Origin of the sequence: Methylobacterium gnaphalii (genome assembly GCF_007992215.1) — a bacterium.
In the GTDB taxonomy this organism is placed as follows: domain Bacteria; phylum Pseudomonadota; class Alphaproteobacteria; order Rhizobiales; family Beijerinckiaceae; genus Methylobacterium; species Methylobacterium gnaphalii.
This window is the reverse complement of sequence record NZ_BJZV01000023.1, coordinates 23,980-49,539: the sequence shown is the minus strand read 5'-3', so window position 1 is coordinate 49,539 and position 25,560 is coordinate 23,980. Positions and strand designations below refer to the sequence as shown.

The 25,560-nt window shown below is 67.2% G+C and carries 28 protein-coding genes; all 28 read right to left on the bottom strand.

All coding sequences use genetic code 11. The features are described 5' to 3' along the window. Positions 1–9: 9 nt before the first annotated feature. Positions 10–522, bottom strand: coding sequence for a hypothetical protein (locus MGN01_RS18135; RefSeq protein WP_147048235.1), 513 nt, complete (start codon positions 520–522; stop codon positions 10–12). Position 523: 1 nt separating this feature from the next. After that, entirely contained in the window at positions 524–1,585 is a 1,062-nt protein-coding gene (locus tag MGN01_RS18130; RefSeq protein WP_147048234.1) for a hypothetical protein, read from the bottom strand. A 38-nt stretch (positions 1,586–1,623) separates the two neighbouring features. Continuing rightward, positions 1,624–2,133 (bottom strand): hypothetical protein, encoded by a 510-nt coding sequence (locus MGN01_RS18125; protein WP_174804603.1) that lies wholly within the window; start codon positions 2,131–2,133, stop codon positions 1,624–1,626. A 65-nt stretch (positions 2,134–2,198) separates the two neighbouring features. Then, complete coding sequence (locus MGN01_RS18120) at positions 2,199–2,969, bottom strand: hypothetical protein (RefSeq protein ID WP_147048233.1); 771 nt, start codon at positions 2,967–2,969, stop codon at positions 2,199–2,201. A gap of 11 nt (positions 2,970–2,980) precedes the next feature. Then, on the bottom strand, positions 2,981–3,550 hold the full coding sequence (locus MGN01_RS18115; RefSeq protein ID WP_147048232.1) for a phage tail protein: 570 nt from the start codon (positions 3,548–3,550) through the stop codon (positions 2,981–2,983). Positions 3,551–3,557: 7 nt separating this feature from the next. Continuing rightward, the gene (locus MGN01_RS18110; protein WP_147048231.1) at positions 3,558–4,307 is read right to left on the bottom strand and encodes a phage tail protein I; all 750 of its coding nucleotides are present in this window, start codon (positions 4,305–4,307) and stop codon (positions 3,558–3,560) included. After that, positions 4,300–5,415: a baseplate J/gp47 family protein gene (locus tag MGN01_RS18105; protein ID WP_147048230.1), complete on the bottom strand. Its 1,116-nt coding sequence runs from the start codon at positions 5,413–5,415 to the stop codon at positions 4,300–4,302. Before MGN01_RS18105 ends, MGN01_RS18110 begins: the two co-directional genes overlap by 8 nt. A 30-nt stretch (positions 5,416–5,445) precedes the next feature. After that, a complete protein-coding gene (locus MGN01_RS18100) occupies positions 5,446–5,868 on the bottom strand; it encodes a GPW/gp25 family protein (RefSeq protein WP_147048229.1) in 423 nt (140 codons plus the stop codon). A 34-nt stretch (positions 5,869–5,902) separates the two neighbouring features. Continuing rightward, on the bottom strand, positions 5,903–6,511 hold the full coding sequence (locus MGN01_RS18095) for a phage baseplate assembly protein V (protein ID WP_147048228.1): 609 nt from the start codon (positions 6,509–6,511) through the stop codon (positions 5,903–5,905). Continuing rightward, positions 6,508–7,278 carry a hypothetical protein gene (locus tag MGN01_RS18090; RefSeq protein ID WP_147048227.1) on the bottom strand — a complete coding sequence of 257 codons (771 nt, stop codon included), beginning with the start codon at positions 7,276–7,278 and terminating at the stop codon, positions 6,508–6,510. Before MGN01_RS18090 ends, MGN01_RS18095 begins: the two co-directional genes overlap by 4 nt. A 3-nt stretch (positions 7,279–7,281) precedes the next feature. Continuing rightward, positions 7,282–7,686, bottom strand: a complete 405-nt coding sequence (locus MGN01_RS18085) for a hypothetical protein (RefSeq protein ID WP_147048226.1) — start codon at positions 7,684–7,686, stop codon at positions 7,282–7,284. Between the two features lie 9 nt (positions 7,687–7,695). Continuing rightward, a complete protein-coding gene (locus tag MGN01_RS18080; protein WP_147048225.1) occupies positions 7,696–8,034 on the bottom strand; it encodes a DUF2190 family protein in 339 nt (112 codons plus the stop codon). Between the two features lie 85 nt (positions 8,035–8,119). Continuing rightward, on the bottom strand, positions 8,120–9,838 hold the full coding sequence (locus MGN01_RS18075; protein ID WP_147048224.1) for a phage major capsid protein: 1,719 nt from the start codon (positions 9,836–9,838) through the stop codon (positions 8,120–8,122). Between the two features lie 96 nt (positions 9,839–9,934). Next, the gene (locus MGN01_RS18070; protein WP_147048223.1) at positions 9,935–10,609 is read right to left on the bottom strand and encodes an HK97 family phage prohead protease; all 675 of its coding nucleotides are present in this window, start codon (positions 10,607–10,609) and stop codon (positions 9,935–9,937) included. A gap of 28 nt (positions 10,610–10,637) precedes the next feature. Beyond that, positions 10,638–12,164, bottom strand: coding sequence for a phage portal protein (locus MGN01_RS18065; protein ID WP_170246059.1), 1,527 nt, complete (start codon positions 12,162–12,164; stop codon positions 10,638–10,640). A gap of 4 nt (positions 12,165–12,168) precedes the next feature. Further along, on the bottom strand, positions 12,169–12,369 hold the full coding sequence (locus MGN01_RS18060) for a phage head-tail joining protein (protein ID WP_147048221.1): 201 nt from the start codon (positions 12,367–12,369) through the stop codon (positions 12,169–12,171). Beyond that, positions 12,369–14,429 carry a terminase gpA endonuclease subunit gene (locus tag MGN01_RS18055; protein WP_238258039.1) on the bottom strand — a complete coding sequence of 687 codons (2,061 nt, stop codon included), beginning with the start codon at positions 14,427–14,429 and terminating at the stop codon, positions 12,369–12,371. Before MGN01_RS18055 ends, MGN01_RS18060 begins: the two co-directional genes overlap by 1 nt. Positions 14,430–14,455: 26 nt before the next feature. Then, positions 14,456–15,097 carry a helix-turn-helix domain-containing protein gene (locus tag MGN01_RS18050; RefSeq protein ID WP_147048219.1) on the bottom strand — a complete coding sequence of 214 codons (642 nt, stop codon included), beginning with the start codon at positions 15,095–15,097 and terminating at the stop codon, positions 14,456–14,458. Positions 15,098–15,219: 122 nt separating this feature from the next. After that, complete coding sequence (locus MGN01_RS18045; RefSeq protein ID WP_147048218.1) at positions 15,220–15,750, bottom strand: hypothetical protein; 531 nt, start codon at positions 15,748–15,750, stop codon at positions 15,220–15,222. Between the two features lie 587 nt (positions 15,751–16,337). Then, positions 16,338–17,225 carry a hypothetical protein gene (locus tag MGN01_RS18040; protein WP_147048217.1) on the bottom strand — a complete coding sequence of 296 codons (888 nt, stop codon included), beginning with the start codon at positions 17,223–17,225 and terminating at the stop codon, positions 16,338–16,340. A gap of 447 nt (positions 17,226–17,672) precedes the next feature. Then, complete coding sequence (locus MGN01_RS18035) at positions 17,673–19,499, bottom strand: DNA primase family protein (protein ID WP_147048216.1); 1,827 nt, start codon at positions 19,497–19,499, stop codon at positions 17,673–17,675. Between the two features lie 9 nt (positions 19,500–19,508). After that, positions 19,509–21,389 (bottom strand): DNA cytosine methyltransferase, encoded by a 1,881-nt coding sequence (locus MGN01_RS18030; protein WP_147048215.1) that lies wholly within the window; start codon positions 21,387–21,389, stop codon positions 19,509–19,511. Position 21,390: 1 nt separating this feature from the next. Beyond that, complete coding sequence (locus tag MGN01_RS18025) at positions 21,391–21,723, bottom strand: GIY-YIG nuclease family protein (RefSeq protein ID WP_147048214.1); 333 nt, start codon at positions 21,721–21,723, stop codon at positions 21,391–21,393. 11 nt (positions 21,724–21,734) lie between these two features. Beyond that, entirely contained in the window at positions 21,735–23,423 is a 1,689-nt protein-coding gene (locus tag MGN01_RS24010; protein ID WP_210246084.1) for a DNA methyltransferase, read from the bottom strand. Next, complete coding sequence (locus tag MGN01_RS18010; RefSeq protein ID WP_147048213.1) at positions 23,420–23,650, bottom strand: hypothetical protein; 231 nt, start codon at positions 23,648–23,650, stop codon at positions 23,420–23,422. The genes MGN01_RS24010 and MGN01_RS18010 overlap by 4 nt, the downstream gene beginning before the upstream one ends. Beyond that, complete coding sequence (locus tag MGN01_RS18005) at positions 23,647–23,961, bottom strand: hypothetical protein (RefSeq protein ID WP_147048212.1); 315 nt, start codon at positions 23,959–23,961, stop codon at positions 23,647–23,649. Before MGN01_RS18005 ends, MGN01_RS18010 begins: the two co-directional genes overlap by 4 nt. Further along, positions 23,958–24,374: a hypothetical protein gene (locus MGN01_RS18000; protein WP_147048211.1), complete on the bottom strand. Its 417-nt coding sequence runs from the start codon at positions 24,372–24,374 to the stop codon at positions 23,958–23,960. The genes MGN01_RS18005 and MGN01_RS18000 overlap by 4 nt, the downstream gene beginning before the upstream one ends. Beyond that, positions 24,371–25,558: a DUF7146 domain-containing protein gene (locus MGN01_RS17995; RefSeq protein WP_147048210.1), complete on the bottom strand. Its 1,188-nt coding sequence runs from the start codon at positions 25,556–25,558 to the stop codon at positions 24,371–24,373. The genes MGN01_RS18000 and MGN01_RS17995 overlap by 4 nt, the downstream gene beginning before the upstream one ends. Positions 25,559–25,560: the final 2 nt, after the last annotated feature.

Below are 25,560 nucleotides of genomic sequence, written 5' to 3'. Positions count from 1 at the left end.
GCGGGCGCGTCAGATCGTCGGTAGCGGCCAGACGCCCGAGAGATCGCCCTGCCGCACCCGGTCGGCGCGCCAGAGACTTTCCTCGACATCATCGGGCGTGAACCCGAAGGCTCCCGCGAGCGCGAGGAGCTGCGCGCGCAGGACGTTGTTGGCAAATTCGAGCCGCTCTTTGGCAACCTTGCCGAGCACCGCGCCCGTCGCATCAGGCGCCGCGATCAGCGCGTTGACCTTGCCGGTCACCTCATCAATGCGAGGTGTCCCGTCCGGCCGCTTCCATAAGGTCAGGCCAACGCGCCAATCCGAGAGCGTCGGATTATCGGGCGCGACGACGGACGGCGCCGCGAAAGCCGCGACCGGCTCAGCCGAGCCTGCCGCGATCAGCGCGAGCAAGTCGGCATAGGTCGGATGCGTGACGGGCAGGTAAAATGAAGCGGGTCCGGAGACCGTACCGAGCTGATCGCCGGCGGCCAATTCGACCGTGACCCCGGCACCCTCGGCATTGGCAAAACGCGCTTTGATCATTTCAAAGCTCCGAGGAGAGCGTCATAGAGCCATCGTACTGCAGCCAGCCCGCCGCTTGCTGCGTAAAGCCGATGCGCGCCGAGGACGTGTCGACGTAGCTGACGAAGGCGGCGGCGACGTTGTTCGAGTAGAGGGGCGCTCCGATGACGGCGATCGGGGCCGAGGCCATTTCCTCATCCCATCGGTACACCATCAGGAGGCCGCCAGCGTCCGCATATTGCCGATCGCCGAGTGGCACCTCGCGGTAGTACCGCAGGCACCGGCGCCGCTCATCGTCACGGCGCTCGAACGGTATCGGATAGAGACCAAGGGCGAGCTGATGACGCCCGAGCGTCTTGCTCGAGCTGATATCGAACTCGACGACAAGGTCGGCGCCAGCCACGACGCCGGGGACGGACATCGCGGACACCGCCTCACCGTTCGGCAGCACAACCGCAATTCCGGCCGCGAAGGCGGGCGGGCTGCCCGACGACTTCGGATAGACGCGCGCCGTGGCCGTGCCGAGCCAGGTGAGCACATAGCTGCCGGAGTCCGGCAGGTAGAACACGCCCTCGACGATCCGTTTGACCGTGTTGGCGGCCGAGCCGGCACCCGTCATGGTGCCGTCACCGTTTGCGGCGGTTGCAAGGGTGTACGAGGCCCCCGAGGCGCCGGCCTTGACGCCGTCGTGGCCGTAAGCGCCGGCAGGCAAAGTCACCGTGCCGGTGAGCTTGCGCTGATTGATCCGGAGCATTCCGTTATGGAGCTTGTTCCGGAAGGAATGGCCGAGATCCGCCGGCGCGGCGACCTGCGAAACAACGGCAGCCGCGCCGAACGCCACCTTACTCGCGCCCGCCGAGGAGGCGAGCACATAGGCGCGCGAGAGGAATTTCACCGCGGCGTTGTATTGCCCGACGCCGATTTCCCATCCGGCGCCTTCCTCGGCGCGATAGGTGCAATAGGCGCCGTCGACCATGCCGGCCGCAGCGAAGGTCTGCGCGCCCGCCACTGCCGCCGAGAGCGCGAAATCGCCCGTGCCTGGCGCCGAGGCAAGCGTCATCTGTGCGTTGACGAGCAGCGCCACGGGCCAGCCTTTCGAGGAGGATCAGGGAAGGGTAGGGATCAGCCGAGGGGAGGCCAGTCGATCGCGTCGAAGGCCTGCGCGGCGGCGGCAGGCGTTGCGGCGGCCTCGATCGCGGCCTTGCCGTGCAGACGGGCGCCACGGATCGCGGCGCCGGCGGCGAGCCAGGCCGCATAAGCCTTCTGCACGGCGCGCGCCACGCCGAGCACGTCGGTCGCCGGGGCATTCGTGCTCGGATCGATGTCGATCCCGATCGAGGCCGCGAGCATCGGATAGGCCGCCGGCGTCACGCTGGCGGGGGACGCTTGCAGAGCGGCGAAGGCCTGCGCCTGCGTCTCCTGATATTCCATCGCCTGCCCGGCGCCGGGCGTGGCGATCGAGAGGCGCAGCGCCTCGGCCCTGGCGTCGACGTCCTCGGTCAAGGTCCGCTTGGCGAGCGCGAGGACGTCGGCCGGGGCAACCCCGCGCTCGGCGAGCTGCGCCAGGGTTGCGGCAATGTATTGTGTGCCGCCGACGATCAGCGAAAAGCTGCGCGTTTCAAGATTAGTCATGTCTTATCCTCCGGCCGCAGCCAAAAAAATGAGAGTTCGAGAAAGCTTTCGAGATCAGCTCAAGCTTAGGCGGAGGTGAGGTTTGACCTGTAATCGACTGAGCTGTTCGGATTGGCGCCGGCCGCGATGCCCTTGAAGATATGGCCAGCGGCGCCGGTGCCGAGCGTCGTGTTCGTGAAGCCGACATAGGACTGCAGGCCATATCCGGACTCGAACATCGATACACCCTTGCTGGCGTCCTCGATCGTCACGGTGCAGTTGAGGAACGACACGCTGGCGCCGTAGCCGCGCAGGACCGTCTTGTTGTCGAGCACGTCGGGCGTGGCCGGCAGGCGGACTTCGAGCGATTGAAAGATCGCGAAGCTGCCGAGCAGGTTGAGGTAGCCCGGCTGACGGCCACCGCCGACATAGGGGGAGTCGACGCTCTCAGCGGCGAAACTGAGCCGGCGCTGCGTGTAGGTCCAGGGCGAGTTGAACACGCCGGGGCTGCGCAGGGCGCCAACCACGAAGATGCCCGAGCCGGCCGCCCAACCCTTCGTGATGGTCTGATCCGTGAAGCACAGGAACCAGTTGATCACCGAGAGATCGGCCTGCGAAATCGCGTAGTCGATCGTCTTGCACGGCGCGCCGATCGTCTTGCCGTGATTGGCATCGTCAACGCCGGTATTGAAATCGATGTACCAAAACACCTGTGCGGCGCGGTACAGGAAGCTCTGGATTGCACCTTCCGCGAGGGCGGCCTTGTTCTGCAACAGCGCGGCGGCTGCGTTCAGAGCATCGACCGCCGCATTCTCGGCGGCGGTTGCGTCGTTCATGGCATCGGCAAGCGTCGACATGCAGGGTCCTCTCAGGCGTTCGTGAAGGCGCGGACGAAGGCGCGCGCCTTGTCGGCAAGGGCGCGCTGGCCGGCGGCGCAGAGCCGGGCAAGCACGGGGAGGGTGTCAGGCAGATCCGGCCGTGTGACCGTGATCGCCATCGAGGCGACGGGGAGCTGCGACAGGAACAGATCGTGCGCGAGTTCGAGGCTCGCCTTGTCGGTCAGGAAGCCGAGCGGATAGGTCGCCGAGGACCATAGGCAGAGCAGCGTGCCATCCGACAGGAACCAGCCGACCTCATTGATGGGCGCCGGCGGGGTGCCGGTCGCGGCGGCCGGGACCTCGGCCAGCACGCGAAACCCGAGGGGATCGCTACCGGCAAGGCTTCCGATCTGCGAACCCGAGAGCAGGGGAACGCGGGTGATTTCGGACTTGAGCGCGGTCTCGGCGCCGGTTGGGCTGTAGCCGACAGCGTTCGATCCGCTCACGACGCCGCGCCCAATCGCGACGGCCGCTATCGTGGCGAGGAGGCCGCTGCCCTGCGCGTTTCGACAGGCCGCGAGGCCTGCCCGTGTGATGGTAGGGACGAGGTCTTCGCTCACGGACGCCTCACGTCGGAAGGATGGGAACGACGGCGTGCGCGATCCGCGTCCTGGCCGTGAAGGCCAGAGCGAACGCGAGCGCCGCATGTGTTTCGGTTGCCGGCAGCGGCGCCACGCCGCGCCGGATCGGCACCCTGGCGACCATGACCGGCGCCAGGCCGAGCGTGTCTTGCGTGCCCGTGGCTGGCCTCGGGACCACACCGCGCCGTAATGGCACCTTGGCGACCATGACGGGCGCCAGGCCGAGCGTGTCGCCGAAGCCGGCGCCAATCACGATATCGAACGCCCGGCTCAGCGGCTTGGCGCGCAGGACGCTCGTATAAGCGACCTTGATCAGGCGAGGATCGAGGAGAGGGCCGTCATAGAGCCGAGCGCGAGCGCGGGCCTTAACAGTGAAGGCGTAGGGCACGCCGCGCGGCGCTTCCTGCCACCACTCAATCACCTCGGCGTCGATCTTGAGGGCGGAGAGCGCCGTCTTGACCGCATAGACCGTGCCCTTGTGCCGATGCACCTCGGGCGCCGCCTTGATCGTCGCCCGCTTGATATCGTCGGGCCACAGCGGGTCCCACACGTCGACGGAGACCGCCTCGGCACGCGCCGGGAGGTATGCGGCCGGGACCTCTTCGATATCCGGCGAGCCGGCTCGGCGGATCAGATCCGTATCGGCATCCGTGACGGCGGCGTTGGCGCCGCCGATCGAGCGCTCGCGCGGCGTCGCGTGCGAGGGGAGGAGCGTATTGCGATCCGCATCAGCCATAGGTTTGCTCGACGCGCAGGGCGATATCTCCGCCGACAATCAGAAGTGTGCCGTCGTCGCCGGCGGATTGCGTCACGCCCTCCGGCCCCGGCGGGGCGCAGTAGGGCGCCACGAACGCCGGGGAGGGGTTGGCCGCGCTCACCGGGCCGGGATTGACGTCGGCGAAGCTGCCGGGGTCGACGAAGCCGACGAGCGGCGTTCCGGTCGCGTCCGGCACTTTGCAGGCGGCGAAGACGTCCTGCAGTAGAACCGAGCCGCCCGGCCTGTGCTGGAAATCCGCCAGAGCGCGCAGACGAGAATAGGCGGCCATGCCGACCGCGCCGAGGTCGACGCCAGGGCCGCAATAGAGCGTCGCGGCGAAGCTCCACGGCAGGACCGTGGCGGCCGAGGCCGTCACGAGGTCGGCGATCGGCCGGCGGCTGTCAGCGGAGACGGCGGCCTGCACGGCTGCGACGAGCGCGGTCGACGCTGTGCCGTCGCCGGCATTGGCCAGGACCGGGATGCGAACCTCGCCGAGCGGCACGAAGGGCGCGAGCCGCGTGCCGCCAAAGCTCATCGGGCCATAGCATCCGGCCGAGAGCACGCCGGGCACTTCGAGCGTGAACCACACATATGCGCCCTCCGGACCACAGGTCGAGAGCGCCTCGGGCGCGAGCAGGATCAGGGCGCGATAGACGTCGTCGGGCTGCCAATCGTCGACCGAGTCCGTGCCGTAAACGTAGGGGCGCGGGTTCGCGACGATCGCCTTGCGCCCCACGGGCGGCGTTTGGCCGGCGCCGAGCGCGTCGAGGTAGGGGCCGAAGGACCACGGCACGAGCACGGAATAGACCGCGTCATCAATCGCCGCCTCGACCGCCTCGACGGCGTAACCGAAGGCGCGGCCCGTGATCGCGTAGGTGTCGGTTGCCAGGTTGACGACGTTTCCCGGCGTGCCGGCGACGTTGTACGGGATACCCTCGGCGTTGAGCCGGGAGGCGAGGTCGGCCATGTAGGCGGCATAGATCGCGTCATAGCCTCGCGCCGTGACCGGACGATCCGGCAGGCGCGCCAGGTCGATCGCGGCAAAGCGGGAGAGCGCCGCCGTGACGGCGGGCGGCAGCGTCGGCATCGTCGACCTATCGGGCGGGAGGGGCAGGGTTCAGGCAGCGAGGACGCGCAGCCGGATACCGGTGTTGTCGTTGGCGGCCGTGAGGCCGATCTTGCGCAGGCCGCCCTCGACCGTGAGGTCGCCGGTGAGCGCCTTCGGCCGGTACTCGCAGAGGATCGTGAAATTCAGCTCGCCGAGGCGCAGACCGTCCGCCGTGTTGCCGGCGGCGACCACCTTGACCACGTTGAGCCGGGGCTCCCACGCATTGATCGCGAGCGCGATCACCATGCGATAGAGACTCAGGTTCGTGAGCGTAGCGCGGCGGCCGAGCAGCTCGGGCAGGCCGGCGCCGAACCAGCGCAGCATGACCATTTCGCCGATCCGGGTCATGAAGATGACCGCGACGCACTGCAGGACGTGCTCGAAATCGGACAGCGGCGCGCCCGTGTAGCGATCGATGCCCGTCGACGACATGCCTTGACCTTATAAGATTCGAACGTTCGAACGTTCAGACATCCGGACCCTGCGACTTGCCGCCGCCAGGCTCGACGCCAAGGTGAACGTGATCCTTGCCGATGTTCTGTGTGCCGTGATGCACCTTCGAGCCATCGGGAAAGGTAATCTGATCTTTTTCATACGTCGTCGAGTTGCCGTCGATCGTATGTGTAATTTTGGCGCCTTCGTAGACCGTGGACGCTTTGTCGTTCGTGATGGTCAGCTTGGTTCCGGTCTTGTCGACCGTGCCTTTGATCTTGCCGTGATTGAACAGCACGATTTCGTCGACGTCTCCGGCGGGGTTCGGATGGGCCGTGTTGTGCCCGAAGGGCAAGACGACGCCTTGAGCCTGATCACCGAACGGCGCGAGGAAAAGGCATTGCTCGCCATTGCGCGGCACTCGGCTGTGAAAGCCGGACTGCTCGGCCATGACGCCCCAATCCGTTTTATGCGGATCGCTGCCGTCCTCGCCGTCCGCGTCCGTCTGCAGGCGCACGCCCTTGTCTTTGTCGCGGGCCACGACAGGGCCAACCCGGAACATATTGCGGACAGCGGCCTTGAGATCCCTGTGGTCGCGCTCAAGGCGCTGTAGCCAACTGATCATCTCGCCGAGGTCGCTCATGGGGCCTCCGCCCGGACGGTTGTCGTGTCATTGATCGTTGCGCTCGCCATAGGCGGCGAGCTGTCGACGCCGGGCAGCGGGCCGTTGCCGAGTCCGTCACCGTCCGGCCGGGAGAGGCCGGCGAAGGCGAGTTCGGCCTGAACGTCTGTCAGAGGTTCGCCGGCAATCAGCGCCTCGAGGAAAGCGGCCTCCTCGCCGGTAAAAGCGTCGTCGGCGCGCATCTTGTCGACAATGTCCGGCCAGGGAAACGGCGCCGGCGCTCCCAATGGCGGCGGCATGATTACCCGGCAGGGGATCGAATAATCTATGATCGGCAGCGGCGGCTTGTTCGGCCGCTCGGCTCGGCCCGGCAAACCGTTGATCGGTTCAGGATGACCGATCCAAACAGCCTGCAATAGGGCGCGCCAAGTGCCGTTACCCGGCACAGTGAAGGCGCGCCGGATTGCCTCGTGCATAGCGGCATAGATCTGCCGCGTGCCGCCGGTGCGCGTATCGAACCGGCAGGCAACGCCGCCGATTTCTGCAACCAACTCAACGGGAAGAACGATCTGCACGACGAGTTCGATCGTGGTTTCACCCTGCGCCCACTTCCGGCGCTCGACCTTCGCGGTCTCGTCGCCGACGAACACGGCGGCAATGACCTTGCCGCTCTCATCGGCGAGGGAGAGTGCGTCCTGTGGCTCAAGCTCGACACGCACCCAAGCGGGCATCGTCTCCGCCAGGGCGCCGGTTGCCGTGATCGCCAAGGCGAGGGCCTGCAGGCTCATGCGTCACACCGGCTCGACGTAGTGGATCACCCCGCCATCGGTCGGCAGAGCAGCGGAGGAGATCCGGAATTCCGCCGGCTCTCCCTGAGGGGGGCATTCGCGTCGGACGTGGTCGCCGGCCCTGCGCTCCAGGCGCGCAGCAAGCGGCGCGTCGAGCCAGAGGAGCCACTTGCCCGAAGCAACCTGTAGATTGCCGGCATTTTGGCCGCCGTCGCCGCTCCGCTGCACCGTGAGAGGCTCGCGCGAGAGGGCACCGCGGAACGCAATGCCGGGCCGCGTAGTATCGGCGCCGGCACTGCCGCCGGTTCGGCCGCTCTTGCGTTCCGGCAGCAGCGTCATTGCCTCACCGAAGGTGCGGACAACGACGCGCTCGGCAACGGCAAGCGCCCGGTCGAAGGGCGAAGGCATCGGCCAGCCTTACGAAACGACGCCGTTGAGACGCACGCGACCCACCGTGAGGCCGGCCGTGTTGGCAACGGCCAGCATGGCGGCGCCGATCAGGGTGTTGCTCGTGTTGACCGTGGTGCAGACCTTGGCGGTGTTGTCCCAATAGATCTTAGCGCCCTGCGCCCAGGCCTGCGCATCGGCCTTGGCGAGGTCGAACACGCCGACAACATCGGCCTCGACCGGAGCGCCGCTAAGCGCAGCGAAATTCGCGACGCCGAAGACGGAGCCAACGAGCAAGCCGCCACCGGAGGCGACGTCATAGGGGGCGATGAGCGTAACGGTGTCGCCCTTCTGGATACGGTTCTTCATGGGGCCTCAGGCCTCCGAATTCAGGGATGACAGACGAAGGGCCGCCCTCTCGGGTGGCCCTCGACGGAACAGGAAGCGGAGCCGCTTAGTTGGCTGCGCCGGGGTTGCGGTATCCGCCGCGGAAGTCGATCGGCGCGACGCCGAAGTCGTGCTCGAGCTTCACCTTCATGCCCTGCACGCCGAACACCTGCTCGGAGGTCAGGCGCGGCCCCTCGTAGCCCTCGAGGTAGCCGTAGACGAAGCACGGCGCGACGGCCGGGTCGGCAAACAGATACCAGGGCAGGAAGGCCGAACCGTCGTCGTTCGCGAGGTTCGCATCGGCAACCGGAGCCATCCGGCGGAAGCTCTCCGGCACGGCGTTGCCGCTGATCTGCGGAGTAATCGCCGTGAAGAGCTGCTCGGCCGCGGTCTGGTTGTCGGGGCCGACAAGCAGGGTCTTGGGCTGCAGGTTGAGCTTGAGGCCGTCGAGCGACTTCTGCTTGACCATCTGAGCCCGGCCCGCCCCCACGCTGCCGACCGAGATCGCAGCGCCGGCACCGGCAAGATTATTGTGCTTGGCGTGGAAAACGGCGGTGTTGTCGGTGAGCAGGTTGCCGTTGCGGAGCAGCTCCGCGAAGGCAATCGCGTTTTCCCAATCGGTGACACGCTCGCCGACCGAGCCGAGGACCTGATCGATGGCGCCGAGGTGATCGTTGACGATCATGGCGCGCGATAGGTTCACGCTCACGCCGTAGGGCTTGACCCGGAAGGTCTCGGCCGACTCGGAGAAGGTGCCGGACTTGATCTCGCCGGCCTCGTTGACCGGCTGGAGCTGCGGGAAGTCGCCGGCGCGGATCACGTAGGTCGGACGGAAATCCGTCGTCGTGTAGAGCGCTGCGAAGGTACGATAGGTCGGCGTCGCCGTGCGGTAGCGGGCAAGCAGACGCACGTTGAGGGCGTCGACGAAGATGCCGGGGAAGTCCGAAACCGTGTGGAAGGCCCGCTCGAACACCTCGTTGACCTGGCGCGAGGTGCGCAGGGCGCCGCGGTGGCCGATGCACTCCGCCGCCATCTCGGCGAGGCCCATCTCGGCATAGGCGCGAGCGTGCTCCGGAACGACAGCGGTCCGGTCGCCGCCGGCGTGAGCCATGCGGGCCGAGAGAGCGTCCGCCATGCCGCGGCGACGGCTGTCGTCGGCGTCCTGGCCGCCAAACTCGGCAACGCGGCCGGTCGAGCGGGTCATCGTCGCTGCGTCGCGGGTGGCGAGCGCCTCGAAGGCCTGCGAGCGGAATGCCTCGACAGTCAGGTCGGGGTTGCGCAGGGCCGTGTCGATCGCCTCGGCCGACATATGGGCGCGGCGGCCGATGTCGGAGATCGTGGCGGCGCGCTCGGCGGCAGCAACGGTCGCGGCGCGGGTGGCATCGGCGTTGGCGAAGCCGCCGGCGGCCGGGGCCGGAGTTGCGGGAGCCGGCCGCGGGGCCGCCTCGAGCGTGCGGATCTCGGCGCGAGTTGCCTCAAGGTCGGAGAGGATGCCGGCGTGTTCGGCCTCGATCGCGCGGCGGGCGTCCTCGGCCATGCCGTCGATCACTTCGCCGATTTTGGCAGCGGCGCGGGTGACAAGCTCACCCTCGGTCTTGCGGAGCGAGGCAAGGGCGAGCGGGCCGGCCATGACGAGGTCGCCGAAGAGATGCGACACGGAATGAGCGGGAGCGAGCGACAGCGGAGTCGCGGCGAAGGCAGCATCCGGCGCCATGGCGACGACGAAGGCGAGTGCGAGAGTGCAGGCGAGCGCGATCAGGCCCGCCGCCCGGTAGGAGCGATGCATAGGTTCCTCGAATTCGGGAGGGTAGGGCCGGGGCAAAAGCAGGCCGAGTCCGCGGCCCCGGTTGAAGCGCGGATCGGGTTCGGAGAGGCGCCGCGGCTACAGACCGGCGGCGCGCGCTCGCATCTTCATGCGCGCCAGAGTGCCCGCGGCCCCCGAGCCCCCGACGGCCGAACGGCCGACGATCTCGAGGGGAAACGAGTGCTCAGCACTGCGCGCCTGCGCGCCGGCATCGGCCGGCACGGTGACGAAGGACAGCTCGTAGGGCGTCCAAGACTCGACGATCCGGCGCTCGACGTCGCCAGCCTTCTGCGGCTCGACCACGCGAACGCGGTTGATCGTGTAGCCGACGGAGAGGTTTCGGACGATCTTCTGACGGACCAGCTCGAAGAGACGATCGGCATCGGGATCGGTGCCGAGGCTCGGGAAGCGGATCTCCGCATGTCCTTCGCCGCCCCGTATCCACGCCCGCTCGACAACCGCCATTTGGCCGCGGACGGAATAGGTCATGTGCGAGTCGACGACAGGCGCGCCCGCGTTGAGGCGGGTTAGGTCGACCGCCGCGTCGGAGACGATCAGCTCCTCATCAAACGGAACCGCCGTATCCCAGCCGACGTAGCGTCGACGGCGCACCGTCGCGCCCGTTGTCCAAACGACAGGCACTGTACGGCTTTCGACATTCACCTCGCCAAGCGTGGCAAGGCGCGTCTGCAGAGGAAGCACCTCGGGATGCGCGTCGGGTCGCGCGCCAAGGCGCTCGGAGGGAACCGGCATGTGCGGAGGTCCTGTCGGGATGACGCCGTCAGCCCTCGGCCTTCGGCGGGTCTGTCGGGTTGACCTCGCCCGGCGGCGTCTGCGCTACGCCGAGCTGAGAGGTCCTGCGGGGATCGATGTCGAGAACGACACCCATCTTGTCGATCTGTTCGAGGAACGACGACGTATCCTTGACCACCTTGCGCCAGTCCTGCCCCCAGGAACCGATGAATTCCTGCGGCGTCAGACGGCCGGCGCGAACGGCCAGAATGTCAGCTTCGAGATCCTTGCGCGGGTCGATCGGCTCGACCGCCGGCAGGACGTAGTTCCAGCGATAGCCGCCCTTGCGGGGCCGCAGTACGCCAGACATCAGGGCCGCATCGGTCCACCAACCCGTGACGCGCCGCATCATCTGCGGAACGATCACAAGGTTTTGCTCCTGCTCGGTCAAGCGCCGCTGCTCGATCTTGCCAGCGCGGAGGCTCGAGTAGTTCGCCTGCCGCAGGTCACCTGTAACCTGATCGAGCGTGAGACCGACGCCGGCCGCGAATGCCATCTGCGAGGCGAGCCACACCGGCTCGAACTGGCCGGCGCCGGTCGGACTGGCGAAGCTGACCTTCTCGCCGGGATTGAGGTAGCTGATCAGGCCCGGCGCAAGGCGCTCGATCAAGCGCCTGCCGCCGGCCGGCTCTTTCGAGACCTGTCCGAGGCCCGTTGCCGGCTCGCCCGTCGTCTCGACGAAGGCGGAGAAACACGCCTCCGTCTTGGCCTTGATCAAAACCGCGTCCATCAGGTCCGCGAGGTCGCGGGCATTGAGCAGGACCGGCGCGAAGATCGGCACACCGCGCACCTGGCCGGGGCGAAGCGGATTGTAGAGGTGAATGACGTCCTCGGCCGAGACGAACTTCGAGACGAAGGCCTGCCCGAAATAGCTCAGATCGCCGGGATGCTGAGGATGCAGCCACAGGCCAAGACGGCGATCCCAATCGCCAAGACCGACGCCGAGGCGCGAGCGGATGCCGTCATAGATGGCACGATCGCGGAACCCGTCGATAAAGTCGCCCTCGAGGACCTGCAGCTTGAGCGGCACTTGGCCCGGCCGCACATCGTCCATTCTCAGGCGGACCCGGCGAAGCACCGTGTCCCCACCCTCGTACATGCCCGACACGCCGAGCTTCTGCTGTCCGCCAAAGGACAGGACGCCCTCAACGTCAGACGTCTCCGCCCATTCGTCGAAGGCCTCGCCGGCGCGGCGATCGACGGCGTCGGAGCCATTATCGGGAACGACCGTGATACCGGAGCCAATCGCGTGCCCGACCTTCACGTCGAGGACACGTCGGCCGCCGGAGGTGTTGCGGGCGAGGTCGCGCGAGCGGTTGCGGAGGCGCGAGAGCGCCGCCCCAATCTCGATATTGGCCGAGCTGTTGCGGTCGCTGAACGACTCGCCGCGACGGCCGAGCTTCGCGCCGTCATAAGAACGAGACGCGTAGAGCGCGCCGAGCGCATGCGCCCGAGCCATGGCCGCGCGCGGCGCCACCCAGGCGAGCGCAGACAGCGCCTTGGTGGCAAAGGTCATGCGATCAATCCCGTGAAAAGCCAGCGTAGGTCGTGCGGATCGGTTCGGGTTTGGCCCCGATGGCGCTGGCGATCTCATCCCGGATCGAGCGCATATCGGCGAGGGTGCGGTATTCGACCTCACGGCCATCGGCAAAGCGGACCTTGCGGGCCGCCGTGCCAATAGCCTGATTGATCGCGTCGAGATCGTCCCGAGTCCAAGTCATCAGCGCTCGAACCATCCTTGCGAGGAGCCGCCGAACCAGTCGTCGTCAGGCACCGGAGGCGGAGGAAAAACCGCCGGCGGGACGGAGGGGATATCCGCCGGCGGGGGCGACAGGCCTTCGTCGCCGGGACCTGCCGAGCCGTCGGGATCAGGCGCCAATCTGTGCTGGGGGCGGAACAGATCGGGCGTGGTCAGCTCATCAGGCAGGCCCCGGCGCCGCGCGACCTCGGCCCATTCCTCCGGGGAGGTGGAGGAGAGCCCGAGGTATTCGGCAAGCGCCAAGTTGTAGATCCGGCAATCGAGCAAGTGATTGTCGCCGGACACTTCCCATTTTCGAGCGGCCGCCTTTCCGAGGACCTTGACGTCAACAAGGTATTCGGAGGTGACTTGCTTGAAATAGTTTTCGTCGTGCCAGTCGCCGAAGTGGCAATAGCCGTCCGGATCGACCAACTGGCCCGAGCGAATGCCGAGCTTGTGCAGATCCGAGTAGAACCCGGCCTTGAGCGACCAGGTGCCGACCGGCCAGAGCTTGCAGCCCTGTTTCACCTTTTTGCCGTCGAGATCGATGTCGACGAGCGTCGGCGTGCCGATCGGCGGCGGCGGCCACCCGTCCTGGCCCTTGACGGCGAGGACGATGTCGCGACCCGTCCAGGGGTGCAGCGTTTGCACCTTCCGGACCCACGAATAAACGACGTGCGAGCGATAGCCGGAGTCTACCGCGAAGGCGTCGACCGAGCGCTTGCGGCCGTAGGCATCCACATACTGGCGCTCGAGCACCCGCCGCAGCTCGGCAAACACCGGAGCATCGGGGCTCGACGTGTCGCCGTCGAGGTAGCCGTGATCGATGGACCACGTCTCCCGGTTCGGCGCATGCGCAACGATCTCGTACCAGATGCCGCGCATCTGGACGTCGGCCGCGCCCGTGAGCAACAGACCACGAACCGGGATGCGCTTCTGCACGAGGCCAGACTCGCGCCGCTCGAGCAGCCGCCGGTGATCCGGGGCGTCGCCGCGATACTTGTGCGGCAGGCCGAGGGTGAGGTTGTAGAGGCCCTTTTTCGCGCTTTCCGTCCCGGCCTTCTCCGCCTTCAAAACCTCCTTGGCGATCTCGCCATAGGACATCATCAGCGAAATGAACGCGTCGACGTGAAAGCTCGGGTGCCTCCCCTCTCCCCCGCGAAGAGGTATCCAGCGACCCTCGCGAACCGCAATAACCCTCTCGCCTTCGGAAACGGGGTGCTCGCAGTGAGGGCAGCTATAGCGGCTGCGATCGGGGTTTTCCCGGTCGATCTTGAGGCGGGAGACCTCGTGATAGAAAAAGCTGCCGCAGTTGGGGCAGGCGATGTTCCAATAGCGCTGATCGCCAGCCTTGAAGGACCGATCAATGCGGCAATGTCCGGCATCGGTGCCGTCTTCGGAGCCCGTATCGACCTCAGGGGTCGAGATTTCAAGGATTTTCCAATCCTTGGTGCGCCGAAAGGCCGTAAACCGGCCCATATACAAGTCTTCAGGATCGCCGCGACCGGGGATATCTTCCCACTTTGACAACTCGTCTTTGACGCCTTTCTTCGTCGTTTTAGACGAGAGGTCCATCGCCGAGTTGGCGTTGCCGAGTGTCACGTACCCGCCGGCGAATTTCTTTTCGAAGGTGGTCGATCCGACGCCGGAACGCGACGTCTGAGGCTCGATCACAGTGCGATCGAGCTTCCCGTGCCAAGCCTCGATCATCGGGCCGAGCTTCTGCCCGGCGAGATCTTTCAGCGCGTCGGTGCCAGGGATGGCATAGATCAGGTTCGCCGGCTCGCGGTCGGCGACATAGAGGCACCATCCGAGGCCGAGGACCGAAACGCCGGTCTGCTGACTCTTGCGGACGGTGACGAGGTTGCAGGGGTGATCCTCGCCGAGGCAATCGGCGATCTCGACGAGATACGGCGCGCCCTCTCGGCTCCAATACTGGCCGGCGAGCGGTCCATCGATCAGCACGACGTGCTTCTCGAGGTACTCGGACACCGGCATGTGGATGACCGGCTCAAGCGCGCGAGCGAGGCCCCCGGCAACCATTTTCAGGGCGCCAGGATGCCCGTTCATCACATATCCCCCGCACCCTCCGCGTCGTCGCCAAGGGGCTCGTCGAGGGCCGGGGCTCCCGCGGCCAGCGACTCGAACCTCTTTGAAAGTTTGCCGCGCAGGCGCACGGCCAGCCCCTTGAGAGCCAAGCGCACGCGGTGCACGTCGTCGAAATCCAGTTCGACCGCGAAGGCGTCGGCCTCCTGCGGCAGAGCGTCGATCAGGCGCGCCAGCTCGGCGCCGCAGCTCGCGACGCTGGAAGTGTAGCGATCGAGGCGCACGAGCTTGCCGCGGATCTCCGCGGTTTCCAGTCGACGCTTCTCGACGTCGAACCACACCTTTTGGCGCAGGCCCTCGTCATAGGAATCCTTCGCCGGAGCACGCACAGTCGGCACCTCGGCCGCGGGCGCCGGCAGGGGAGCGTCCGGCTCCACCGTCGGGGCCTGCGCCTTTGACGGATCGGAGAACTGTGCCCGGAGGCTGTCGTATTGGACCACGTTGACCAGGGAGACCCGGCCGCGCGTATCGCGCTCGACGTAGAGCCCCTGGCGCTCGACGAGCCGGGCGACGTGGTTCGAGACGGTCGGCTTGGAGACCTTGTCGCGCGCGGCGATCTGCGAGACCGACCACAGCACGCTCGGGTGCGGTCTGTTAGGGTCCATTTTACAGACCTGTTAGGGGTGTTAGCCCTGATTTCCGGACTGGATTACTGGAAAAATGCCGGGTGCTTCCCGCCCGCAGGACCTCCGACCGGGGGAGGGACCCGCCGAGGAGGGCCGGAGGGTCACGGGAGGAGGCGGCCGAGGCGTTTGAACACCGCGGCTTCGACAAGCGGCGCCGCCTGTCCATGGAAGGCTGCGGCGCTCTCGTCCTTCACGATTTCTTTCGCGATGCTCGGGCCGTAGAGAGCGCGGATCGGGAAGCGCGACGAGCCACGGCGGGCACGCAGCAATCCCTTGCGGCTCGTCTTGAACGAGCGCTCGAAGGTATGCCCGACGTTCCACGGCTGTGCCGTCACCGGCCCATGAGCAGCAGCTGAGACCGGAAACTCTTTGATCGGCAGCCCCTTGCCCAGGCCGAGCACCGTATATTCGAGGTTTCCCGCGCTTGCGCGGCGTGTGCCCGTGTGGCTGACGATCGTCCCGTAGCGCTTGACGCCCGTCTGACCTTTCAGGGCGCGCCTGTCGATCGTGCGAAACTTGTCGCCGCCCTCGTTGAGGCCCTCCGCAAAGGCGCGCATCGCCCTGGCTGGAACGGCAGAGAGCGCGGCTGCATAGCGTTCGACGCCAGGGCCGAGCGTGACCGTGATACGCACCCGATCGGCTCCGGCGGTGCCCCTTCGGGCGAAACCTTCCAGAGTTTAAGGACATACAGGAAAGTTGGTCCGGACGTGGTTCTGCCCCGTGAGGAGCCCGGCCCATGACCCGCGCCGAAAGGGGGCCGGATATGCTCCGGCGGGCAGCCCATGATGCGCCAGTGCGAAGCGGCCGATTTACGTCGGGCAGACGGCCAGTTTCCGCCGGGCGCGGCGGTCCTTCCGGACAAGGTTTGACATGCAACCTCTCGGCACGGCGCAGGGAAGTTCCCGCAGGCTCTTGGGTTACGTGTTCGGCCGCCCGTGACGTGCGACCAACCCGCTATTTCCGGGTGCAAGCAACAGCGAATGGCATCGGCGGCAAGCTAGTCGAGGGCTCTCAGCGATCCCGACCCGGCTTTGTATGGCCGCTATATCGAAGGCTTAGCGCATAGCTGTAGACCCTGGCCGCGGGCGGATCGCCGTAAGGCCTTCCGGAACGCAAAAACCCGCCGCGAGCTGCGACGGGTTCTTTTGTCCCTTCTGAGGGTGTTCTGACTATCGTCAAGTTTTTTCCCCCGGTCAATCGAAACCCGCAGGGGCCAAATTCATGCGGCGCAAGCCTTTGATTTTGCTTGAGAATTGCCCGAACTCCGAACCTTCCGCGGGCGGCGCTTGCCCGGCGAAGGGGCGGCCTCCTCGGGCTCCTCATCCTTGAGCCCGTCGTTCCACGCGATCAGGCCCGGCAGCACGCGCGGCTCGTCGAGCCATGGCGCCGGCGAGGCGGCCGGCCCCGTCACCTCGTACTCGCTCGATCCGGCGAAGATCTCTCGCAGGATGCCGCAGGCCGCGTGCCAGACGGCATAGGAGGCGCGACCCTCGACGACGGCGTGCAGCGGCGTGACATAGACCGGCTCGTAGCCGACGGCTTCCTTGCGAGCGCCCTCATAGATCGGGCGCATGCGGGCAATCTCAACTGCGGGCACGAAGGGGCGATCGGCGGCGCGGCCGTGTTGGATCAGCAGCGTCGACGTTACGATGCGCGTCAGACGGCGGGCAGGTCCGGCCGGCAGGAGATCCTCGCGGCCGGCGCCGACGCCGCCCCGGCGCTCGACCCTCACGATCGTCGACGCGCCGTCGACCGTGTCGATCCGATGGCCGAGGCGCTCTGCCGTGTCCGCATCCCAAACCCGGCAGTCGAGCCCGGTGACATGCTCAACGTAGAAATCCTCGAGCGACAACACGACGTCGTGCAGGTCGAGCAGGCCGGACGGCGCATTGGCAAGCCGAGCCTGCATTTCGCGGACCTGTGCGGCGACGCGGGAGGAGAACGACGAGGTGTCGACCTTGTCATCGGTCGAGTAGCCGCCGCCCGCGCCCTTCGGGCCGCTCAGCCCGAGCGCCACGGCGCCGACGTCGCCGAGCCGGTGGATCGCCTTCTCGTAGTAGGCGCGGATCAGGAGCGCTTCGATGTCGATTTTTTCGCGGCTCGGCATAGTTGTCCCCAAGGTCGTTTGCGAGGGTTGCGAGGGTTCGCGAAGGTTTCAAAAAACCCTCGCGCGCCAATTTCGTTTTATTTTCGAGTTACTTGCTTACCCTCTGCGAGGGTTTCGAGGGTTTGTCTTGATAGTACACATGAGAAAAAAGCTTTGATCGGGATGCCCCGGACCCCAATGCTCATATGCAGGAGCGCGCGCTAAAACCCTCGCAACCCTCGCAGGGGCCGCGCAAGCGGTTCGGATTGTTGAGATATTCGCGCCGCGAGGGTTTGCGGAAACCCTCGCGAAACCCTCGCAACCCTCGCAGAATTCAGCACAATTTGGCCGCGCGAGGTCGGGCGAATACTATGCGCGCCAGGGCAAAGCCTGTCGAGCCCCTCCCCACCTCCGGTGAGATGGGAGAGCGCGCAGCGCGAACCCTCGCAGGCGGATCGGGCGCGAGGGTTACGAGTCACTACGGCCACCTCGACCAGGGGCATGGGGATCAATCATGGGGATCTCGCCCATGTCGAGCTTGACGTTGAGGTAGCGGCGCACGCGTCCGTCCTCGCGCACAAAGCCCTTCTGAGGCATGACGCGTCCGAACATGGTCTCTTTCCAGGGGCGGACGGAGTTGGCCTCGCACCAACTGTAGAAGGCGTTGTACATCGTGCGCGCCGCCACGAACTGGCCCTCGGCCGAGACGACGCAGGCCTTGGTGAATTCGCTGATCGGGTCCATTTCCGCCCGGTAGGAGGCCGTCGCCTCTCGCACGCTGTCGGGCTCGAGCAGGCCCTCGCGAAAGTACGTATCGAGCCCCTCGATCAGCCAGTTGAGGATTCCGGATCGCTCCTCCTCGAACTCGGCCAGCACCTCGGCCATGGGGCGGCGCTCGCCCTCCGCCAGGGAGACCGGCCAAACGACAAGCTTCACACGGCGCCAGATGCCGTTGTCGAGGCCGCCGATCGACGGCTTGTCGTTGCCGCTCATTTCGGCCTTGAACACGGGCACGAAGTTGAAAAACCCCTTGTTGAGGTGGCGCACCTTCATCGGCTCGCCGCCGGTGAGCGCCTTCACGAGGGCTTCCTTGAGCGGCTCGCCCCGCGGCAGCTCGGAGACGCGCAAGTAGCGGGCGCCAGGCAGGTCGGCGAAGTCCGGCGTAGCCTGATCGCCGCGCCGCTGCCCCTGGCCCGTCACGGACTCGGCGTTGAGCGTGTCGCCATAGGTGCCGTAGAGGCGCCCGAGCGCTTCCATGAGCGTACTCTTGCCGTTGGCGCCCGAGCCGAAGTTGAAGACGAAGCACTGATGATCGGCCATGCCGGTGAGGCCGAGGCCGTGATAGACTTGCAGAAACTTTCTCTGAGCCTCATTCGGCTGAAACTTTTCCATGAACTTGAGAAAGCGCGGGCACTCCGCCTCCGGATCGTAGACGACAGGCGCTAGCTTCGTGATGAGATCCGCGCGGTTGTGCGGCAATAGCTCGACCTTGAGCCGATAGTTGTCGTGGTGGTCCCCGATGTTCACCGGGTCGAGTTCCCGCGTGAACCGAAGCGTACCGTTCTCGACGTTGAGCAACATGGGATCGGCGTCGATCTCCGACGGCGCGACGCTCTTGTGCGGGAGCGCCTGCGAAATCATCGCCGAGATCTTCGAGGCATTGCCGGACGTCGTCGCGTGCTTGTGCAGCGACCGCCGGCGGCCCTTGAGTGCCTTCTCGGCATCGTCCGCCTGATCGACGGCCGCCTGTTCCTCGGCGCTCAGCTTTCTCAGGCCGCCGGTGGCGGTGCGCGCCGCCTTGGCCGCATTGATCAGCTCGACCTCGTGGGGCAGGTGCTCGAGCAGGGGCACCTCGCCGTGGATACGCTTGGCCGTGCGTTGGGCATAGGTCACGACAGCTTCGTCGCCGCCCTCGCGCTTCCACAACTTGCCCGACCAAGTGTGCCAACCGACCTCGCGCACGTGCTGCAGCTCGTCGCCGAAGTGCAGCAGCAGCCGACGCCCATTATCAGTGTCGTTCAGCTCGAGCCCGGCGCATTTCGCGAGGGTTTCCCAATCGCCTCGATCCTCGACCGGGGGCACGGGGGCGTCAGACTCGTGGGCGTCGTCGTCAGCGGGATCGACGTCGTCGAAAGCGCCGGGAGGCATGTCCCAAGCGGAGCCGATGGCGGCAGGATCGGCAGCCGAGGAGGGCATGCGGACGCCCGCCCATGCAGGGGCGGGCGGGGCGCCTGTCCCCAGCGCCGGCGCGCGATCGATGATGTCGACGCTCGTCGACGGGATTTCGATTTCCACGGAACGCACTCACTCGGCCGCGAACAGCGGGAGGGTTTCGGAGGCCGCGGGAACGGAGCGGCGCCGGATCGGCAGGCTCGCATCCTCCTCGCGGTAGTTCGCGGCGACAAGCGCGCGGGCGATATCGGGGCAGACGGAATTCCCGCACATGCGGATCTGCGCCGTTTTGGTGAGCGGGATCGTGGTCCCGTCCTCGGCAAGCCCACGGTCAATCACGTAGTGATCGCCGAACCCCTGCGCGCGGAACAGCTCGCGGGGCGTGAGCATCCGCATGCCGATATCGGTGATCACGTAGGGCTCGCCGGCGACGAGGACCTGCACGAGGCCGAAGCGCGCCTTTGTCGTCGTCGTGTGCGCGGGCTCCTCGAGGGGCTGGCCAACGCTCGGGCCGTAATATTTCGTGAGGAAGGCACGCACCTCGGCGGCGTGCGTGCCGCCAGCGAGCACCGTCGCCGCCGGCGCCTCCACGTCGCGCAGGCGGCGCTCCGAGCCCTTGAGGCTCAGCAGGCCAGCGGAGACGACGGCCTGCGTGCAGCCCTTGCCGACGATCGTCGAGACGGGCTCGGTCGCCGCATGGCCGACCATGTCCGTGTTGTGCTGCGCCAGGAAGGCGGCGACGAGCGCCGTCTTGCCACCACCGCCAGCCGTCACCGTGCCGACCGGTTCGGTGGCATCGGACCCAACCGAGGCGCCGAACTGGCGCGAGAGCATGACGGCCGCGACTTGGTTCTGATCCTTGCTCGACGCCGTAACCGTGTGCAGCGGCTCGCCGGCCGAGCGCGACCGGCCGCCTTGCTGCGCATGGGTGAGGATTGGCGCGACGATGCCGATCGGGGCCGCCCCGCCTGGCCGAACCTCGAAGCCGTTGGCCGTGACCGTGCAGAGCGGCACCTCGGCCGAGGCGCCGACGTGCCCGGTGCGGTGATGGGCAACGAACGGCGTGACAATCGCTTCGCCGCGGCTGCCCGTGAGGGTCCGCATGACCTCGTCGACGCCGTATTCGCGGCGACCGCCGCTGTCGCCATGGTTCAGGCTGACGATGAAGGGCGCGGCCGCGTCGAGCACGTACCGCTTCACGCCCTTGGCGATCCGCGCCATCGTGTTCTCAGCCAAGGGCCGGTTCACGCCGGCGGCACGGCCGTCTTCGCGCGTCAGAAAGATGCTGTGGCAGGGCTGCGACCAATCAATGATGCTGGCCGCCGTCCGTTGCGGGCGCATGCCCTGCAGGTCGGCCGAGGTAAGGCCGTGTCCCTTTGTCCAGGCCGTGACCAGGCCGTCGCTGTTGACGTGCAGCGGGGCGTGCGTCGGCGCCGGCCAGACGATCGGCCGGCCGTCACGGCGGGCGATCAGGAACAGGCGCTTGCGGATCGTGGGCGCGCCATAGTCGCAGGCGCGAAGCTCGCGCCACTCGACGCGGTAGCCGAGCCGGCGCAGCTCGCCGACCCATCGCTCGAACGTCTGGCCGCGGCGCTCAGGGCACGGATAGAACTTGCCGGGCTCGCGCTCGACGAGCGGCCCCCAATCGGCGAACTCCTCGACGTTCTCGAGCAGGATCACGCGCGGCCGGGCACGCTTCGCCCATAGCACCACGACCCACGCAAGATCACGGATCGCCCGCTTGACCGGCTTGCCGCCCTTGGCCTTCGAATGATGTTTGCAATCGGGGCTGAACCAGGCGAGCCCGATCCGCCGGTTGCCGACCTCCTGCAGGGGATCGACCTGCATGATGTTCGCGCGCACGTGGCGCGTCTCCGGATGATTCATCCGGTGCATCGCCAAGGCTTCGGCGTCGTGATTGTAGGCGAGATCCGGGCCGCGGCCGAGCGCGAGGGTGATGCCCTCGCTCGCACCACCGCCGCCGGCGAAACCGTCGACGATCAGTTCGCGCATGTCAGTATGCCTTTGCCGCCCGAAACCGGGCCGAGATGCTGGAAGGGGAGGGGACGGGCTTCGCGCCGACGCCGCAGCACGCGCACCACGCGCGGGTTGTCCGGCGGGCCTTGAGGTTGCGCTCGAAGTCGCGGCCGTAGACCTCACCCTCGAAAGCATGGGCGAGCGTCACGGCGCACCCGGCGCCGATCGCCGCTTTGACCAGCGGATTGCCCCTCGGGCCGCAGGTCATGTGCTCGGAGACGCGACGCGCCACCGTCGGATCGGGCGTGAACCCGATGTAATGGCGCGCATGGGCGAAGGGCGGATCGAAGTGCAGGACGTAGACGCTCACGACCGCCTCGATCAGAACAGCGAGTAGGAGTCGGGCTCGACGAGCTTGCCGGCGGCGCGGTCGCGCTCGGCCCTCTCCGCGAGCTTGGCGCCCTTGACCGTGGCGGCGCGGCGCGAGAGCGGAGCCGTCGCCAGTTCCATCCGCCGAGCAATGTCGATGCAGTGCTTGGGCTCGCGCTCGATCAGGATCGCGCGCAGGCCCTCGCGCCAAGCCGCTTCACCTGTCGTGCCGCTGCCGGCGAAGGGATCGAGCACCAGGCCGCCCGGCGGCGTCACCAGCCGCACGAGGTATTGCATCAGGTCGAGCGGCTTGATCGTCGGGTGCTTGGAATTCACCCGGTCGAGCGCGTCGGCCTTCGCCGTGTAGAAGTATCGGGCGGCAGAGCCAGCGCCGTCGCCGGGATGGAAACCGCCTCCCATGCCCGCGCCATAGACGGCATTCCTGCCGTTGGCCTCATAGGCCCGAGCCTCTTTGACGACGGACGAGCCGCCGGTCTCGGGGAATGGTGCCGCTACCTCGTCCGAGCCGTCGAGGATGAGGTTTGCGGGAAAGCGCCCCTTGCTAGCGTCATACGAGGCCGCGCGGTCCATTGCCTCGCCGCCGCCATAGGCCGACGAGCCGCCGATCGAGCGCGTGTTGTTGAAGCCGCCGATGCGCTCGCCAATGTAGGCAGCATCTTCGGCCGACATATCGACCCGGCACCCGTCGATATTCAGTGCGCCAACGCCGTGCTTGAGCACGTTGGCAGCAACGGTGCCGTCGAGCGGCTTACGAGCGAGAGTGATGGGCTCAAGGGCGGGTTTGAGCGCCGTGCCGAAGCCCTGCCATTGGACCGCCAGATCGGAGAGCGCTCGGATCTTGTTGTCGCGCACCTCGAAACGATGATCGCCAAAGCCGCCGGGCGCGCCGTCATGCTCGCCGAGGATCTCGGCTCCCTTCCACACATCGCCCAACTCTCCCTTGCGGGCATTCAGGCGCGCGACCTCGGAATCCATGCTGTCCGCAAGCGTGAGCACACGCTTGAGCGTTACCCATTGCTCCGGCGTCGGCAGCGAAGGTTGGCTGTCTGTGTCGCGGGCGGCCCAGTGATCGATTAGCCGCGCGTTGCAGTTGCCGAAGTGATGCGTCAGGTCTCTCGACTTGAGGCCGAGGCGATCCATCGCGGCTCGCACAAAGCGGCAGACCACCCGCACCGGCTCAGCATCATCGCGCTGTTTGTCGATCGCCTTCGACACGTCCATCGACTTCGGGAAGCCGGAGCCGAAGACCCAGGCCATCATCCCGCCGAACGTCGAATTCTCGCAGCACCGCATGAAGGCGCCGCGCTGTTCGTCGTCGAGCGAGGCCATGAAGGCAGCGACGTGCGTGTCGGCCGCGACCGCCTCCCAAATCGCATCGCGGATCTCGAAGCCGGCATCCTCGATCGCCACCGTCATCCGGTGAACGGTGCGGTTGGCCGAGAAGGCGAGGAGGTGCCCGCCGGGCTTGAGCACCCGGAAACATTCTTTCCAGAACGCGACGGAGAAGGCCCGCTGATCGGGACCGGCCGTATCCCAGGCGCGCCCCATGAAGGCGATGCCGTAGGGCGGATCGCTCACGATCGCGTCGATCGAGGCCGAGGCGAAGGTCTTGAGCACGGCGAGGCAATCGCCCTCGTGCAAGGCGACCTTGCCGTCGAGGAACAGGGTCGGCGCGCTCATGCGTCGAGGTCCTCGCGGCAGGTCGGCAGGATCATGCCCGCTAAGCGCGGCCGGCTGTCGAAGCGGTTCGGGTCGAAGGCCTGGCGCTTGAACTCAGCCGCGACGTGGCCGCAGCGGTTGCAGACGTCGCGCGAGCGCAGGCCCGATCGCGTGCCGATCTCAATCCGATCGACGTCGCAGCTCGTGCATTCCGGGCATTCGATGTAGGGGCGCAGCGAGGGTTTCACGGGCGCGCTCCCGAATTGTCGAGGAGCACGAGGCCCGCGGCCGTGATCGTGTCGGACCTACCGAACCGCGTGATCAGCCCGACGCCGCCGAGGAAGTTGCGGGCGCTATGTGGCTCCCGGCTCCGATCGCCGGTGCCATCACGAACGGATTTCAGTACTGAGAGGGCGGAGGAGGCCGCCAGCGCATCCTTGCCGTAGGCGCCCGCCCGCCCCTCGAGGGCGCGATCGAGCGCCGGCAGATCCGTCGGCTCGAGGAGATCCGGTCCATTGGGCGGAGGAGAGCGGCGGCCGCGGCGGCAGAACAGGCTCACGACACCACCTCGCCGGCGAGGAGATCGCGAACCGCCGCCTCGTGGGGCGCCAGCCGTCGCAGGAGGGCGGCGCCTTGGCGAAGCTGATCGCGGCGCAGGGCCATGTCGTCACGCGCCCATTCGAGGCCGTGCGACTTGCCATTCGGGCGCGGCATGGCCTCGATCCGATCAATCCCGTCGATCGAGACCTGCAGGCTCTCGGCTGCGCTCTCGACTACGAGGGCGAGCAGGCCCAGCCGTATCAATGCCCGAGGAGAAGCCGCCGGCCAGGTCGCGACGGCCGAAGCCGCCGCTGCCGCATCGAGCGGGCAGGCGCCACGGCCGCGAGGCGGCGCGGCCAGGTCGAACCGCGGGCCGAACATGCGGAAGGGCGACAGGCGCGCGGCGAGCGCGCCGAGCAAACGGCGTGTCATGCGAATTCTCGGGCTCGGAGGCGGGCGCGCCGCAGGGTGTTGAAGTCCGTCCCCTCGGGCGCCATCGCGGTACGGATGACGCGGCCCGGCCGAGCCCAGCGGGCGGCCGCGCGAGCGAAGGTTTGCTCGGTCAGGAACGGGTCGGAGTCGCCGTCGCCGAGGAGAATGACCTCGTCGACGCTGTCGGGGATCGGAATGCCGTCACCCTTCGGCACAGGGCCGGGGACGCGCACAGGCCGGTTCCCGCGGTCCTTTTTGACGGGGTGCGCGACGGTGCCGTCGTGCGGGCCGCCAATGTTTCCGAGGTTGATCCCGGCCCAAAAGGCAGCGTCCGAGATATCCCGGCCTGCCTCGCGAAGATCGTCATAGACCGAGAGCGTCGTCTCGATCCCCTCGCCCATGTAGAGGCGACGGGGAGAGGGGTGCCGCACAAGCTCGATCCGGCCGCCCCGCTGAGAGCCGCGAACCTTTTTCGCAGGTAGGAACTCGCCCGTTTCCGGATCGGGCACGCGCGCCTTGCCGTCCTCGTCAGCAAGGTCGATCCACGTCATGTGGAGAGCAGAGAACAGGCCGTCGCGGCCCGTGACCGCCGCGAACATGGCCGGGCCGGTATGCACGACGGCCGCGCCGCTCTTGTTGTCTGCGAAGAGTTGTGCTGCCGGCTCGAGGCGCAGTCGCGCGCCGCGCGGCAAGCTCAGGCCCCGATGGCTCAGGTATCTCTCAACAATCGTTCCGCGGGGACTGAGAGCCTTCTCCCACCACCGGAACACGAGCCGCCGCTCTCTCTCGCGGTATTTCTCGGCCTCGAGGTCCTGCGCCCGACGGCGGTCGGCGCGCTCCTGCTCGCGCGCGGCCAGCTCGGCATCGGACAACCTGTGTCCCTGGCCTTTCGGAGGGGCCTGCCCCGTGAGGATCTCGACGGCCGCGAGGAAATCGCAGTCATCGAGCCACATCACGAGGTCGATCACATCGCCGGCCTTCGGGTGGCACTGGCGGCAAAACCAGACGCCCTTGTCGGCGTTAATGTCGAAGCGATCGTAGCCGTCGCAGTGAGGGCACGGCCCCTTGCGTTTGGCGCCGCGGCCGAACAGGCGGAACCCGCGCTCGTCGCACACGTCGGCGATCGACACCGCGCGAGCGGCGTCGGACCATTGCCGAAATGCGGAGTCGACGTCGCGGGCCATGG

Bases quoted from the DNA above. Each gene is read 5' to 3' on its own strand.
- MGN01_RS18125 (WP_174804603.1), bottom strand. From the start codon at position 2,133: ATGACTAATCTTGAAACGCGCAGCTTTTCGCTGATCGTCGGCGGCACA.
- MGN01_RS18070 (WP_147048223.1), bottom strand. From the start codon at position 10,609: ATGCCGGTTCCCTCCGAGCGCCTTGGCGCGCGACCCGACGCGCATCCC.
- MGN01_RS18105 (WP_147048230.1), bottom strand. From the start codon at position 5,415: ATGCCGACGCTGCCGCCCGCCGTCACGGCGGCGCTCTCCCGCTTTGCC.
- MGN01_RS18080 (WP_147048225.1), bottom strand. From the start codon at position 8,034: ATGAAGAACCGTATCCAGAAGGGCGACACCGTTACGCTCATCGCCCCC.
- MGN01_RS17995 (WP_147048210.1), bottom strand. From the start codon at position 25,558: ATGGCCCGCGACGTCGACTCCGCATTTCGGCAATGGTCCGACGCCGCT.
- MGN01_RS18055 (WP_238258039.1), bottom strand. From the start codon at position 14,429: ATGGTTGCCGGGGGCCTCGCTCGCGCGCTTGAGCCGGTCATCCACATG.
- MGN01_RS18085 (WP_147048226.1), bottom strand. From the start codon at position 7,686: ATGCCTTCGCCCTTCGACCGGGCGCTTGCCGTTGCCGAGCGCGTCGTT.
- MGN01_RS18050 (WP_147048219.1), bottom strand. From the start codon at position 15,097: ATGGACCCTAACAGACCGCACCCGAGCGTGCTGTGGTCGGTCTCGCAG.
- MGN01_RS18000 (WP_147048211.1), bottom strand. From the start codon at position 24,374: ATGACACGCCGTTTGCTCGGCGCGCTCGCCGCGCGCCTGTCGCCCTTC.
- MGN01_RS18120 (WP_147048233.1), bottom strand. From the start codon at position 2,969: ATGTCGACGCTTGCCGATGCCATGAACGACGCAACCGCCGCCGAGAAT.
- MGN01_RS18065 (WP_170246059.1), bottom strand. From the start codon at position 12,164: ATGACCTTTGCCACCAAGGCGCTGTCTGCGCTCGCCTGGGTGGCGCCG.
- MGN01_RS18040 (WP_147048217.1), bottom strand. From the start codon at position 17,225: ATGCCGAGCCGCGAAAAAATCGACATCGAAGCGCTCCTGATCCGCGCC.
- MGN01_RS18135 (WP_147048235.1), bottom strand. From the start codon at position 522: ATGATCAAAGCGCGTTTTGCCAATGCCGAGGGTGCCGGGGTCACGGTC.
- MGN01_RS18075 (WP_147048224.1), bottom strand. From the start codon at position 9,838: ATGCATCGCTCCTACCGGGCGGCGGGCCTGATCGCGCTCGCCTGCACT.
- MGN01_RS18095 (WP_147048228.1), bottom strand. From the start codon at position 6,511: ATGAGCGACCTCGGCGAGATGATCAGTTGGCTACAGCGCCTTGAGCGC.
- MGN01_RS18090 (WP_147048227.1), bottom strand. From the start codon at position 7,278: ATGAGCCTGCAGGCCCTCGCCTTGGCGATCACGGCAACCGGCGCCCTG.
- MGN01_RS18030 (WP_147048215.1), bottom strand. From the start codon at position 21,389: ATGCGCGAACTGATCGTCGACGGTTTCGCCGGCGGCGGTGGTGCGAGC.
- MGN01_RS24010 (WP_210246084.1), bottom strand. From the start codon at position 23,423: ATGAGCGCGCCGACCCTGTTCCTCGACGGCAAGGTCGCCTTGCACGAG.
- MGN01_RS18060 (WP_147048221.1), bottom strand. From the start codon at position 12,369: ATGACTTGGACTCGGGACGATCTCGACGCGATCAATCAGGCTATTGGC.
- MGN01_RS18100 (WP_147048229.1), bottom strand. From the start codon at position 5,868: ATGTCGTCGACGGGCATCGATCGCTACACGGGCGCGCCGCTGTCCGAT.
- MGN01_RS18110 (WP_147048231.1), bottom strand. From the start codon at position 4,307: ATGGCTGATGCGGATCGCAATACGCTCCTCCCCTCGCACGCGACGCCG.